Annotated in this window: 10 protein-coding genes; 9 read left to right on the top strand and 1 reads right to left on the bottom strand. The window is 67.3% G+C overall.

Features of this window, described 5'->3' with window-relative positions:
• The first annotated feature begins 127 nt into the window (after positions 1-127).
• The 4 genes from ILT42_RS10295 to ILT42_RS10280 all read left to right on the top strand — a co-directional run bounded on the left by ILT42_RS10295 (position 128) and on the right by ILT42_RS10280 (position 5,988).
• Positions 128-1,378, top strand: a complete 1,251-nt coding sequence (locus ILT42_RS10295) for an ROK family protein (RefSeq protein ID WP_204215502.1) — start codon at positions 128-130, stop codon at positions 1,376-1,378.
• Complete coding sequence (locus ILT42_RS10290) at positions 1,368-3,761, top strand: PIG-L family deacetylase (protein WP_204215501.1); 2,394 nt, start codon at positions 1,368-1,370, stop codon at positions 3,759-3,761. Before ILT42_RS10295 ends, ILT42_RS10290 begins: the two co-directional genes overlap by 11 nt.
• A gap of 4 nt (positions 3,762-3,765) precedes the next feature.
• Complete coding sequence (locus ILT42_RS10285; RefSeq protein ID WP_204215500.1) at positions 3,766-4,662, top strand: DMT family transporter; 897 nt, start codon at positions 3,766-3,768, stop codon at positions 4,660-4,662.
• 105 nt (positions 4,663-4,767) lie between these two features.
• Positions 4,768-5,988, top strand: a complete 1,221-nt coding sequence (locus tag ILT42_RS10280) for a L,D-transpeptidase family protein (RefSeq protein ID WP_204215499.1) — start codon at positions 4,768-4,770, stop codon at positions 5,986-5,988.
• 7 nt (positions 5,989-5,995) lie between these two features.
• Here the strand turns inward: ILT42_RS10280 and ILT42_RS10275 are convergent, their stop codons facing one another.
• Positions 5,996-7,024: a LacI family DNA-binding transcriptional regulator gene (locus tag ILT42_RS10275; protein WP_204215498.1), complete on the bottom strand. Its 1,029-nt coding sequence runs from the start codon at positions 7,022-7,024 to the stop codon at positions 5,996-5,998.
• A gap of 257 nt (positions 7,025-7,281) precedes the next feature.
• On the opposite strand from ILT42_RS10275, the gene ILT42_RS10270 reads away from it, so the two are divergent.
• The 5 genes from ILT42_RS10270 (at position 7,282) to ILT42_RS10250 (ending at position 14,204) form a co-directional block, all read left to right on the top strand.
• Positions 7,282-8,565 (top strand): ABC transporter substrate-binding protein, encoded by a 1,284-nt coding sequence (locus ILT42_RS10270; protein ID WP_204215497.1) that lies wholly within the window; start codon positions 7,282-7,284, stop codon positions 8,563-8,565.
• Positions 8,566-8,627: 62 nt separating this feature from the next.
• Complete coding sequence (locus ILT42_RS10265; protein ID WP_204215496.1) at positions 8,628-9,659, top strand: carbohydrate ABC transporter permease; 1,032 nt, start codon at positions 8,628-8,630, stop codon at positions 9,657-9,659.
• Positions 9,660-9,666: 7 nt separating this feature from the next.
• Positions 9,667-10,716, top strand: coding sequence for a carbohydrate ABC transporter permease (locus ILT42_RS10260; RefSeq protein ID WP_204215495.1), 1,050 nt, complete (start codon positions 9,667-9,669; stop codon positions 10,714-10,716).
• 16 nt (positions 10,717-10,732) lie between these two features.
• Entirely contained in the window at positions 10,733-11,809 is a 1,077-nt protein-coding gene (locus tag ILT42_RS10255; RefSeq protein ID WP_204215494.1) for an ABC transporter ATP-binding protein, read from the top strand.
• A gap of 22 nt (positions 11,810-11,831) precedes the next feature.
• Positions 11,832-14,204 (top strand): glycoside hydrolase family 31 protein, encoded by a 2,373-nt coding sequence (locus ILT42_RS10250; protein ID WP_204215493.1) that lies wholly within the window; start codon positions 11,832-11,834, stop codon positions 14,202-14,204.
• Positions 14,205-14,249 lie beyond the last annotated feature (45 nt).

Genomic DNA, 14,249 nt, shown 5'->3' with positions numbered 1-14,249 from the left:
CGTATGGGCGACCGCGTGGAATGCCGAGCCGGCCCGAAGGCTCACCCAGAGCCGTGGCTCTGTCAATAACATAATTCACTTGAGTTATTCTTTGTTGGGGTTCATCTTCCGGCCTGGGAGAGCTGAGATGGCAAAGAACAAGGCCGCGGCGCAGTCGACGATCGGGACCAACCCCGAGCGCAATCGTTCCCATAACCGCCGCGTGGTTCTCGACGTCGTCCGGCAATGGGGTCCTCTTGGCCGCATGGAGATCTCCCGCTACGCGCATCTGAGCACGCAGGCGGTGTCCAACATCGTCGACGACCTCGTCACGGACGGCCTCCTCATCAAGCTGGGGCGGTTGCGGGCCGGGCGCGGCCTTCCCCCGATCCAGTTCGCGGTGAACCCCGACGGCGGCATGACCGCCGGCATCGAGGTTGCTGCCGACCATATCGCGACGCTTCTGGTGGATATCGGCGGCAAGGTGCGGGCGCAGCGAACGAAGTCGCTGGATCGCAACGATCCGGCAACCGTCCTGCCGGCCATCCGGGCGGAGATCGCGGCGGCGCGGGCCCAGCTCGCGGGCACCGTCCCACAATTGCTGGGGGTGGGTGTCGTGATGCCGGGTCCCTTCGACGTGGACGGCATGACGTCGGTCGGTCCCACCACCCTGTCGGGCTGGCTCGGCTTCGACGCGGCCGCCGGCCTGAGCGATGCGCTCGGCGCACCCGTTACGGTCGACAACGACGCCAATGCGGCCGCCGTCGGCGAGCGGCTTCACGGGGTCGCCCGCGACCTCAAGACCTTCTGCCTGATCTATTTCGGACGCGGCCTCGGACTTGGCATCGTGATCGACGGGCATCCGGTGCGTGGGGCGCGCGGCAATGCGGGCGAGATCGGTCATATTCCCGTCGCGCGCGACGGCGAACCCTGCTCCTGCGGCCAGCGTGGATGCCTGGAGGCCTATGCGTCCGTCCACGCGCTCACGGGGCGTCTCGAGCGGGCCGGCATTCGCAACGCCGCCTATGCGGATATCGAGCGCCTTCATCGCGAGGGGCATCCGGTGGTCGCCACCTGGATTCGCGATGCCGCCCGATATCTGGCGCCGCAGGTCGCGATGCTGGAGAACCTCCTCGATCCGGAGGCCATCATCCTCGGAGGCGCGCTTCCCACCGCGCTCCTGGAGGACCTCGTCCGGGCGATGGAGCCGCTGCCGCTCTCGGTGGCAAGCCGCCGCAACCGCAGCGAGGCGCGCCTCCTGCTGGGCCGCACGGGCCGCATGACAGCCGCCCTCGGCGCCGCGGCCCTTCCTCTTCTCGAGACGATGACGCCGCGCCTCGACACGGCCCGCGCGCGGGCCGCAGAACTGCAAGACCAGGAGAATCTCATTGCCGGATGACCACCGCCGCCTTGCCCGAGCCGTCCACGAGCCCGCGCTGGTCCGCCTTCACCGCCACCTGAGCCGCCTCGCATCCGTGGTCACGGTCATGAACACGGGCGCCCATCCGGACGACGAGGCCAACGGCCTGCTGGCGGCCCTGCGCTTCGCCTACGGCATGCGGATCGTCGTTGCCTGCTCCACACGGGGGGAGGGCGGACAGAACGCCCTCGGGCCGGAGAGAGGCGGCGCGCTGGGGGTCTTGCGCACCGCCGAGATGGAGGAATCCGCGCGCCGGATCGACGCCGACATAGCCTGGCTGGGCCATGGACCGGCTGATCCCGTGCACGATTTCGGCTTCTCCAAGAACGGCCCGGACACGCTTCGGCGCTGGGGCGAGGAGCGGCTCCTGGAACGGCTCGTGCGCGCCTACCGCCGGTACCGGCCCGACATCGTGATCCCGACCTTTCTCGACGTGCCGGGGCAGCATGGACACCACCGCGCCATGACGCAGGCGGCGGAAGCCGCCCTCGCGATGGCGGCTGACCCCGCCACGTTTCCGGCGCACGCTGCTGAGGGCCTGGAGCCGTGGCAGGTCTCCAAGTTCTACCTGCCCGCCTGGTCAGGGGCGGGTTATGCCTATGACGACGAGGTGCCGCCGCCGCCGGCCACGCTCGCTGTCGAGACGGCGCGCGATGCCGTCACGGGCCTCACCTTCCGCCAGCTCGGGGAATGGTCCCGTGCCGCCCACGCATCCCAGGGCATGGGCGTCTGGCGGGACAGCGCCACCGACCGGTGGGAGTTGCATCTCAAGCACCGCGCCGGGGGGGCACCGGTTCGCGAGACCGACATCCGCGACGGCTTGCCGGCGAGCATTGCCGACCTCGCCGGCGAGGGGGGGCTGACCGGTTCTGGGACCGCCGAGCTCCGGGGGGCCGAAGACCGTATCCGCGAAGCGGTCGGATCCTTTCCGGATCGTGGGCGGATCGCCGCCTCCCTGGCCCATGCGGGCCGGCTGATCGGATCGGCACTCGCGGGAGCGGATCCTGTCTCGCTGGGGTGCATCGGACATCGCCTGCGCCGCAAGCAGCGGGAGATCGACGCTGCCCTGTTGGAGCTGAGCATGGGCTCCGTGCGCGCCGACGTCACCGGCCCGGCCCATCCGGGCGCGACGCTCACCCTGGACGTCCATGCTGACGCTCCCGGCTGGTCGGATCTCCGGATCGCGCCGCGCCTTCCGCATGGTTTCCAAGCCGTTGAAACAGGTGGCAACGGCGGGTTTCGGCGGTTCGCGATAACGATCCCGGCGGATGCGGCGCTCACGGGCAACTACGCCGAGACCTTCGATCCGATGGGCGGCAACGGGCCCATCGGTCTTGGGATCACGGGCACGGTCGACGGCCATCGAATCGCGGTGGACCGCGACCTGGACGAGGCCGTCTCGGTCGTGCCCCGGCACTCGCTGTCCATCGACCCGGCTCTCGTCGTGCTCCGGCAAGGCGGAGGGCAGGGGCCCTTCGCGGTCGAGACCGAAGGGACGCCCGCGACCGGATGGGACACGCCGCCCGGCTGGGAGGTTCGCCAGGAGTGCGCCCGGTGGATCGTAGAGCCCCCGCAGGCTGGGCCTGTCGGGCTCGCGAGCCTCGTTCCGCTGGTGGACGGCACGCCTGCCAGTGCAGTCCGGCCCTTGTCCTACCCTCATATCCGGCCGGCCGCGTTCGTCGCTCCGGTGGACCTCAAGGTGCTGACCCTGGATGTGGCGCTGCCCGGGGGCGTCCGCATCGGCTATGCGGGCGGAGGCAGCGATGGGGTGGGCGACCACCTTCGGCGGCTTGGCCTCGACGTGACCGACCTCGACGCCGCGGACCTGTCCGCGGGCGACCTGTCAGAGTTCACGACTCTCGTGGTCGGCATCTTCGCGTTCGGCCTGCGCCCGGACCTGAGAGCCGCCACGGACAGGCTCCGCCGCTTTGTGGAGGCGGGGGGCCATCTGGTGACTCTCTACCATCGGCCGACGGATGCCTGGGACCCGGACCATACGCCGCCCCGCCGTCTCGTGATCGGAAGCCCATCCCTGCGCTGGCGCGTGACGGACCCATCGGCCCCCGTCACGATCCTGGCTCCCGATCACCCGTTGCTGACCTCCCCGAACCGGATCGGTCCCCAGGACTGGGCCGATTGGGACAAGGAGCGGGGCCTCTACTTCGTGTCCGAGGCGAGCCCCGAATATGAATCGCTCATTGCCGTGAACGACCCGGGCGAGGCTCCGCTGAAGGGCGGCCTCGTGTCGGGGCGCATCGGCCGTGGCCGCCACACCCATGTGGCCCTGGTCCTGCACCACCAGATGGACAAGCTGGTTCCGGGCGCCTTCCGGCTCATGGCCAATCTGGTCCAGCCCGCCTGAACCCATGGCCGAAGCCCCGGAAACGGTTGCAGCCGAGCCCTCCGTGCCGCTCTGGCAAAGCGCCGGTTGGCTGCTCATGGACATGGCCTTGGTCACCACCATGCAGGCTATCGTGAAGGCCGAAGGGGCGACCTATCCGGCCGTTCAGCTCGTCTTTCTGCGGTCCCTGGTCGGGCTCGTGTCCGTCGCGCCCCTGGCCTGGCGCCATCGCCGGGAGCTGGCCCGGCTGTCCCATCTGCGAAGCCATCTGATCCGGGTGGCGTCCAATTCGGCCGCCCTGACCTTCAGCTTCGCGGCTTTCGCGTCGCTGCCGCTTGCCCTGGTCACGGCCATCGGGTTCACGCGTCCGCTTCTTCTTTTGGTGTTGGCGGCGTTCCTGCTGGGCGAGCGCGTCAGCCGGATCCGGTACACGCTGACGGCCGTCGGGTTCGTCGGGATCCTCGTGATGGTCGGGCCGAGTTCCGTGCCCTGGAACCTCGGACTGGCCGCCGCCTTCGCGTCCGTTCTGTTCGGCTCCATTGCGGTGATCCAGACCAGACGCCTCGCGGGCGAGAACACCGTCATGCTGATGCTGTTCTACACCATCGGCCTGGCGGCCCTCACATCCGTTCCGGCGGCCTTGGTCTGGGTGCCCATCCCCTGGGACAGGGCGCCCGGCATCCTCCTGGTCGGGATCCTGGCCCAGCTCGGGCAATATTGCTGGCTTCAGGCCTATCAGAAGCAGGAGGCGCGGCTCCTGGCTCCCATCGGATACCTATCGGTCGTATTCTCGGCCTTCGCGGGCTGGCTCTACTTCGGAGAAGTCCCGACCCTTTCCCTCTGCATCGGCGGCGCCATCGTCATCCTGACCACGGCCCTGGCGTCGCCCCTGGAGCGCTGGATCGGCAAAGCCTCCCGGTAGGATTGCCCAGATGCCGCGCTCCCTCGGTCTGGCCGCAATTGCCTGTCAGTGGTACACCTCACCCGGTTTCTTCGCCCTAGGCATCGCTCGGACTGAATGCTGTTCATGTTCTCCAGGCTCGGACGCGCCCTCACGCCCGCCCTCGCGCTCGCGGGGATCGTCCTGGCGTCCGCCCTCGCAGGCACGAGCGTGCAGGCCGCCGCGAGCACCGGAGTACCGAAGCACGAGGCGCCGATTCCGCCGGCGACCCTGGCGCTGATGCAGACCAAGAACACCGGCCCGGCCAGCCCGATGCTGATCCGCCTCTACAAGCGGGAAGCGGAGCTGGAGGTTTGGAAGCGTGGCGCGGACGGCCGGTACGGGCGTCTGAAAACCTTTCCGATCTGCCGGTGGTCGGGTCAGCTCGGGCCGAAGCGCAAGGAGGGCGACAGGCAGGCCCCGGAGGGGTTCTACGCCATCACGCCCAAGCTGATGAATCCGAATTCCAGGTACTATCTGTCCTTCGACACGGGTTTTCCCAATGCCTACGACCGGGCGCAGGGCGCGACGGGCACCGCTCTGATGGTGCACGGCACCTGCTCGTCGATGGGCTGCTACGCCATGACGGATGCGGGCATCGCCGAGATCTACGCCCTCATGCGGGAGGCGTTCAGAGGTGGCCAGAAGGCGGTTCAGCTCCAGGCCTTCCCGTTTAGGATGACGGCCGAGAACCTCGTCGCGCATCGCCTGGACCCCAACATCGCGTTCTGGCGCCAGCTCAAGGAAGGCTCGGACCGCTTCGAGGCGACGCGCCAGGAGGTTGATGTGCGGGTCGCGGCGGGCCGTTACGCGTTCCAGCCGTCCAAGGACCCGGACAGTGAGGCGAATATCCTGGCTTGGCGCGCCATGGAGGAGGATCACGACGCCGTCCTGCTGGAGGAGGGCCGGGCGGCGATCCGGACCACCTATGCGGATGGCGGCCAGCACCCGACCTTCGCGGCCTTGTGGCGCCGCGGTGTCTCTCTCGGCGAGGTCAGCCGGCCCGAAGCGCTCGCTTTCGCCGGGCAGGTGAGGGTGCTCCAGCCCGCCCGTCCCCTGCGCCGGGACTGCCCCGCGGACGGGCCTTGCCCAAATCCCTCGACGCAGGCCGGCATCGTGCTGGCCACCGCCGCGCCGGATGTCTTCCCCGTCGCCTCCCTGGCGCAGAGCCCGGTCCTGTGGATGCCGGAGCTGCCGTCGCTCCTGTCGGCCTCGACGGCGGGCGGCGATCCCGCCATCTTGCGGCCTAGCCCCCTCATGATCGCCGGAGCCCCGCCGATCATGTCCCCCGGCTGGACATCGCCTTGAGCCTGGCTCAGGCCTGACGGACGATGAGTTCGTGCGGCAGCAGGTCCTCCGAGGGCCCTTCCCCCGCCCAGAGATTCTTCAGCTGATCCACCACCTTCTCGCCGAACGCGACATAAGGGATGTGAACCGAAGTCAGCCAAGGCGCGATCCAGGCGTTGAGAGCGTTGTCGTCGACCCCGACAAACCTGCAATCCTGGGGAATGCGGATGCCGTTTTCCTGCGCGAAGCGGTACGCCCCGTAGGCCATCAGGTCGCTCGGGCAGAACAGGCCCGCCGGCCAGTCCTGTCGCCCGGCTTCGCCTTCGACGAGGGCCCGGACGGCGGCATAGCCCGCCTCGAGATGGCGCAGGCCCGGGGCCGCCGCGCTGCGGATCGATGGCCGCGGACATCCCAGTTCGGTCAGGCGCGTGACGAAGCCCTCGACGCGGTCGCGCGTGGCGGATGATCCCTGGCTGGGGTGAATGAGAGCCAGATCCCGGATCCCCCTGGCCCAGAGATGGTCCGCCGCGTCCGCTCCGGCGCCACGGTTGTCGATGCCCACGAAGGAGCCGCCGCCATCTGGGTTGCGGCGGCCGACGAAGACGACCGGATCGCCGCGGGAGACGGCCTCCGACAGGCCTTCGCTTCGCACTGCGTTGACCACCACGTAGCCCTGCACCACCTGCGAACGCATGGCATGCAGGTACTCGTCCTGGAGGTCGGCCCTGTCATGGGTATCGCACAGGATCATTACGTAGCCCGCCGAGCGCAAGGCCGTCTCGACGGAATCCGCGATGGCCGCCATGGCGGGGTTGTCGAGATTGGGGGACAGCATGGCCACGATCCGGCTCTCGCGCCGGCGAAGGGTTCTGCCGATATGGTTCGGCCGGTAGCCCAGCGCCGCCACCACCTTCTGCACGCGTTCCACGGTTTCGGCCGAGGCGCGGCGGGTTTCCCCATTCACGATCCGGGACACCGTCGCCATGGACACGCCGGCCGCGCTGGCCACGGTGGCCAGCGAAACGGGGTTTTGCCGGAGCGGTCTCTGCTTGGTCATGCGACCTTCTTCACCACTTTGAGCGCCATGTCGACGCCGCAGGGCCCATCGTCCCAAGGCCTAGCCTAAAGGATAATAGACGGTTTAGGCAAACGTTTGCCAAAACATGACCGGACATGGGTGGGACCGGCCGTGCGGATGGCTTCGCCGCCCGTTCGCGTGCCTAGGGCTGCGCATTCGCCCGCGCATCTCGCGCCCCTATGGCGCCACAGATTCAAGACAAAGTCCGTCACAACGATAACGAACGGGAGGAATTGATGAAGGCAACAAGAAGGATGCTTCTGGGCTGCGCCCTCGTGGCTGCAAGCCTGGGCTTCAGCCAAGCGCAGGCGCAGACGACCCTGCGCATGACCTGGTACTCGGACGGCAACGAAGGGGAGGTGATGAACAGCCTCCTGCGCCGCTTCGAGGAGCAGAACAAGGACATCAAGGTCGTTCTCGACCAGGTGCCGTTCAAGGCCATCAACGAGAACCTGCCGGTGCAGCTGGCGGCCGGGCAGGGGCCCGACCTCGCCCGCGTGGCCGATCTCGGCGGCGTCGCCCGCTACATGCTCGACCTGCGCCCGCACCTGAAGGATCCGGCTTATTTCGAAGCGAATTTCGGGCCCTTCCTCGAGTGGATGCGCCTGCCGGGCGACACGTCCTCGATTCCCGGCTACATGACCCAGCTCACCCTGACGGGGCCGTTCGTCAACAAGACCCTGTTCGAGCAGGCCAACATCCCGATGCCCGCTCCCAAGGCGACCTGGGAGGATTGGGCCAAGGCCGCCAAGGACGTGGCCGCCAAGGTGCAGGCCCCGTTCCCGGTGGCCATCGACCGTTCCGGCCACCGCTTCTTCAGCCTCGCCATCACGCAGGGCGCGCAGGTGTTCAACGACAAGGGCGAGCCCGCTGTGGTCGATGACGGCTTCAAGAAGGGCGCGCAGCTCGTCTACGACTGGCACAAGAACGGCGTGATGTCGAAGGAGCTGTGGGGCTCGGTGGCGGGCACCGCCTATCGCGGCGCCAACGACGAGTTCAAGAACGCCCAGGTCGTCATGTACGAGTCGGGCTCCTGGCAGATCGGCCAGTTCGACAAGACCATCGGCAACGCCTTCGACTGGGTGGCCGTCCCGACCCCGTGCGGCCCGGCCAACTGCTCCGGCATGCCCGGCGGCGCGGCGCTCGTGGGCATCAAGACGACCCAGCATCCCAAGGAGGTCGCGCGCCTGATCGAGTTCCTGGCGAGCGAGCCGGTGGCCGAAGAGTTCTATGCGCGCTCCCTCTTCGTGCCGGGTCACCTGGGCCTCGCCAAGAAGGGCCTCGACTACAAGGACGCCTCGCCGCAGGGCAAGGCAGCCCTCAAGGTCTTCAGCGAAGGCGTCTCCGGTTTGTCGCCCGTGGCCAACAAGCTCCAGGGCTATGTGAACAACCGCGTGATCTTCAACGCGGTGATCAGCCGGCTGGGCCAGGCGATCGCGGGCGAAGCGACCCTCGACGAGGCCTACAAGCGCATCACGGCGGATGTCGAGCAGCAGATCGCCGAGCGCAACAAGAAGTAACGGCTGAAAACGATGTCCCGGACGATCCCGTCCGGGACAGCTCCGTTGCGGTTCGAGGCAGCATGACCCTCTCGTCAAAGAATCCTCCGGCGTCCTCCGCTTTGGCAGGCAGCGCCCAGACGCGTCGGACGAGCCCTTTCCTGCGGCAGGTCGCGCGGATCGTCGACTGGCCCATGGCGGCCCTGCAGCGGCTCATCGGCGAGCGGCGGATGCCTTACGTCTTCCTGCTGCCGAACCTGTTCTTCTTCGGCCTTTTCGTCTTCGTGCCGATCGCCATCAATTTCTGGTATTCGGTAACCGGGGGACCGGCCCTTTTCCCGTCCGAGCGCCCCTATGTGGGCTCCGGCCAGTATTCCTACCTGTTCGAATGCGGCTCTTACGCCGATCCCAGCAGTTGCCGCGAGGACCATTTCTGGCGCGGCGTCTACAACACCGTGACGTTCAGCTTCTTCCAGGTCGTCGCGATGGTGGGGCTGTCGCTTCTCACCGCCGTGGTCCTCAACATGAAGATCAAGGGCCGCGGCTTCTTCCGGGCGGTCTACTTCTTCCCGGTGCTCCTCTCGCCGGTGGTGGTCGCGCTCATCTGGAAGTGGATCCTGCAGCGGGACGGCATCCTGAACGCCTGGATCACGGCCATGGGCGGGGACCGGGTTCTGTTCCTCACCGAGCCGACCTGGGCGATGTTCTGGGCCATCTTCGTGTCGGTGTGGTCCCATATGGGGTTCTACACCCTCATCCTCCTTGCCGGCCTGCAGGCCATCCCGTCCGACATCTACGAAGCCGCCGAGATGGACGCGACGCCGCGCTGGCGCGTGTTCTGGCGCCTCACCCTGCCGCTTCTCTGGCCCAATCTTGTCGTGGTGATCGTGCTCGCACTGATCCGGGCCGTGCAGACCTTCGACGAGGTGTTCGTCCTGACGGGCGGCGGTCCCGGGACCTCCACCTTGATGGTGGTGCAGTACATCTACGAAACCGCGTTCTCGAACCAGGTCCAGAATTTCGGCCTCGCGGCGGCGGCGTCCGTGGTGCTCGGCATCGTGCTCTTCGCATTGACGCTGGCGCAGCTCGCCTACACCCAACGCAAGTCGTCGTGAGGCCATCATGAGCATCGCAACCATCGTCACCGCCCGCCGCGACGCCAAAAGCTGGCACTGGACCGACATCGCCGCCTACGCCTATCTGATCCTGGGCGTTTTCCTGATGTTCGGACCCGTCCTCTGGCTCGGCCTGTCGTCCTTCAAGACGCAGGCGAGCCTGCTTGAATTCCCGCCCTCCCTCCTGCCCATGTCGCAGAAGGAAGTGACGTTGCCGGGATTCCCGCAGCCCCTGCCGCTGTTCACCGTCACCATGGAGGATGGGAGCAGCCGTGTGCTCGCGCAGGTGCGCCGGGTCGGCATCCAGGCCCAGATGGTCGATCCCGCTGACCCGACGCAGCAGTTTCGCGTCGCGATCGACAAGCGCGTGCCCGTGCGCGAGTTCGCGCTGGCGACGGAGAACTACACCGAGCCCCTGGAGCGCTTCGCCTTCCCGCAATTCCTCGCCAACTCGGTTTTCGTGACCGTGGTGGCGACGCTCATCACGCTGCTCATCAACTCCATGGCGGCCTATGCGCTGTCCATCTACGAGTTCAAGGGCAAGAACGCCGCCATGCTGGCCGTGATCGGCACGCTGATGATCCCGATCACGATCATTCTCGTGCCGGTCTACCTGGTGGTGACCAAGCTCGGCCTCGTCAACTCGCTCTGGGCGGTGATCCTGCCGGGCGCCGCGACGCCGACGGGCGTGTTCCTGCTGCGCCAGTACATGCTGACGCTCCCCCGCGACCTCATCGAGGCGGCCCGGATGGACAAGGCCTCCGAGTGGCAGATCTATTGGCGCATCGTCATGCCGCTGACCCTGCCGGCCCTGGCGGTCCTGACGATCTTCTCGATCATGTGGCGCTGGAACGAGTTCCTGTGGCCGCTCGCCGTCCTGACGAAGACGGAGGTCTATACCCTGCAGATCGGTCTCAACGCCTTCCAGGGCGAATTGCAGACCCAATGGCAGTATCTCCTGGCGATGACCGTGATGACGCTGACCCCGGTCGCCGTCGTCTTCGTGTTCCTGCAACGCTTCATCACCACCGGTATCGCCAATACCGGGATGAAATAAACCGTTCGGTTGATTCATGGCTGACCTCGAGCTCTCCGGTATCGTGAAGTCCTATGGCGCGGCGACGATCCTGCACGGCGTCGATCTCGCGATCGAGGACGGCGAATTCGTCGTGTTCGTCGGGCCTTCGGGCTGCGGCAAGTCCACGCTTCTGCGGGTCATCGCGGGCTTGGAGCAGGTGAGCGGCGGCGAGATCCGCATCGACGGCCAGACCGTGACCAATGTGCCGGCCTCGGATCGCGGCCTCGCGATGGTGTTCCAGTCCTATGCGCTCTACCCCCATATGAGCGTGTACAAGAACATGGCCTTCGCGCTCGAGAACATGGGGCTTGCGCGCGAGGAGGTCGACCAGCGTGTGCGCCGCGCGGCCGAGATGCTGCGGTTGACCGAGTATCTCGACCGCAAGCCCAAGGCGCTCTCGGGCGGGCAGCGCCAGCGCGTCGCCATCGGCCGCGCCATCGTGCGCGACCCCAAGATCTTCTTGTTCGACGAGCCCTTGTCCAACCTGGACGCGGAGCTGCGCGTTGCCACCCGCAAGGAACTCGCCGCTCTCCATGCCGAGATCGGCGGCACGATGATCTACGTCACGCACGATCAGGTCGAGGCCATGACCCTGGCCGACCGCATCGTGGTGCTCCGAGCCGGCCGCATCGAGCAGATCGGCACCCCGCTCGACGTCTACAATCACCCCGCGAACCTGTTCGTGGCGGGCTTCATCGGGTCGCCCCGCATGAACCTGCTACCGTCTCGCGTCACCGCCCCCAACCAGGTGACGATCGGCAACGAGACGCGCCCGGTCTCGGTGCCGTCGACGGGATCTGCGCCCGTAGGCTCCGACATCACCCTCGGGGCGCGGCCCGAACATATCGACGTCGTGCCGGAAGCCGAGGCGGACGTGGTCATCGCCCTCGATCTCGTCGAGCAGCTCGGCGGGGAAACCTACCTTTACGGTTCCGCCCCCGGGCTGCCGCAGATCACCGTGCGCCAGGACGGGCAGGCCGGACACGAGCGTGGCCAGAGGCTTGGCCTGCGCCTCAAGCGAGAGGCGCTTCACCTTTTCGATGCGGACGGACACGCGATCCGCATTCGCTGACAGTGCTGAGGAGACAGTTTCGATGAAGGCGTTGACCGAGGCCCGCTATCGCGGCCGCGACGGGATCTGGGCCGTGTTCGATATCGGTTTGGGTGCGGACCTGCGGGTCGGGATCCTGGAGAAGGATATCGGCCGGGTGGTGATGAAGGCGGATGGCGGCTATCGCCTCGACCGTGGCTGGACCATCGCGCCGGGCGGGCTCGAGCCCCCCTACGAGGGGCGGCCGCGGGATTCGAACGAGGGCTTTGCCTGCCCCGAAGCGGCCGTGACCGAGCGGGACGGGCAGGTGGTCGTCGAAGGCGCCGGTTTGTCGGCTTTGGTCACCCTCTCGCCCTTCGGGATCGCGTGGCGCCGCGCGGGCGAGGAGCGTCCCTTCCTGTCGGATCGTACGACCCAGGCCTATTTCCTGTCGCGCAAGACCGGAGCGATCCAGCACGTCATGGCCCGGCACGAGGGCGAGCGGCACTACGGCGTCGGCGACAAGGCCGGCCCCCTCGATCACACGGGACGGCGCTTCAAGATCGACGCCGTGGACCCTTGCGGCTTCGATGCGGAGCTCAGCGATCCGCTCTACAAGATGATCCCGTTCGTCCTCGTGGACGGCCCTGCCGGCGCCCATGGCGTCTTCTACGACAACCTGGCCGTCGGCGAGATGGATCTCGGCTGCACCATCGACAATTATCACGGCCTGTTCCGCTCCTACAGCGCCGGTGACGGGGACCTCGACTACTACGTGCTCGCGGGACCGACCGTGCCCGAGGTGGTGCGCCGCTTCTCCTGGCTCACGGGCGGGCAGGCCTTCGCGCCGAAATGGTCGCTGGGCTTCGCCACCACCTCGATGACCATCGCGGACGCGCCGGACGCGGATGCGCGGATCACGGACTATATCGAGAAGTGCCGCCATTACCGGATCCCCTGCGATAGCTTCCATTTCGGATCCGGCTACACCTCCATCGGCCATCGCCGCTACGCCTTCAACTGGAACCGGGCGAAGTTCCCCGATCCGGCCGGCACCATGGCGCGTCTGAAGGAGGCCGGCATGCAGCCGGTCACCAACCTCAAGCCATGTCTTTTGGACGATCACCCGCGCCTCGCGGAGGCCCGGCAACAGGACATTCTGGTCCGTGACGGTTCCACCGGCGAGCCCGCCATCGCGCAGTTCTGGGACGGGCTTGGATACCACGTCGACTTCACGAATCCCGGCGGCCGGGCCTGGTGGCGCAACGGCATTCAGACCGCCCTTTTGGATTATGGGGTCGTGACGGTCTGGAACGACAACAACGAGTACGAGATCTGGGACGAGGACGCCGTCTGCGACGGTGACGGGCGTCCCTTCGCTCAGCAGCTCGCGCGCGCCGCGCAGCCCTTGCTCATGACGAAGCTGTCCTACGAGGCGCAAGCCGAGCATTCGCCGGGCAAGCGGCCTTACTCGGTCACCCGTGGCGGTTCCGCGGGCATCTGGCGCTACGCCCAGACCTGGTCCGGCGACAACGAGACGGCCTGGAAAACCCTGCGCTACAACCTCACCCAAGGGCTCAACATGAGCCTGTCGGGCATGTTCAACATCGGACATGACGTCGGCGGCTTCCACGGCCCGAGCCCGAACCCGGAATTGTTCTGCCGCTTCGTGGAGTTCTGCGCCCTGTGGCCCCGCATGGTCATGAATTCCTGGAAGGACAACGGCGTCGTCAACCTCCCCTGGATGCATGAGAGCGTCATCCCGCAGGTGCGCGAGGTCATCACCCTGCGCTACCGGCTGATGCCCTATCTCTACACCCAGATGTGGCGGGCCTCCCGAGCGAACGAGCCCGTGGTGCGTCCTCTGTTCTACGATTTCCCGGGCGACGCATCGGCTCTGAACGTCCAGGACAGCTACATGCTGGGGCCCGATATTCTGGTGGCCCCCGTGCTGGACGAGGGCGCGACCGGGCGCAGCGTCTACTTGCCCGACCATCCGGGTGGCTGGTTCGACTTCCACGACGGCCGGCATTTCGAGGGCGGTCGCACGATCTGGGTCGAGGCGCCCCTCGGACGCCTGCCGCTCTTCGTCCGCTGCGGGGCCATGATCCCCGTGACCCGGCAGACGGACCGCGTCGACCCGAGCCTCGACACGCAGCGCGACCTCCTGGTCTTCGGATCGCCCGCCGGCGAATCCGAAGGGTTCCTCTATGAGGACGACGGCGATACGACCGACTGGAAAGGGCAGGGCCGGATGGAGCTTCGGTTCCGCTTGCTCCGCGAACAGGCTGGCCTGACCCTGTCCGTGGACGCGGACGGATCCTACAAGCCCGCCTTCGAGGCGATCACGGTGCGGCCGGTCGCCGGCTTGGATCAGCTCCGCATCCGGTCGGAGGGCGCAACGGTCCGGGTCGTGCAGGGCGAGAAAGCCTACTAACATCGTGGGCCCATGAGTCGGATGTCAGACAGCGGGAGAGGATGA

It is taken from the genome of Microvirga pudoricolor, from assembly GCF_016892705.1.
Classification (GTDB): Bacteria; Pseudomonadota; Alphaproteobacteria; order Rhizobiales; family Beijerinckiaceae; genus Microvirga; species Microvirga pudoricolor.
The sequence above is the reverse complement of the archived record's forward strand: the minus strand, read 5'-3'. Positions and strand labels throughout refer to the sequence as shown.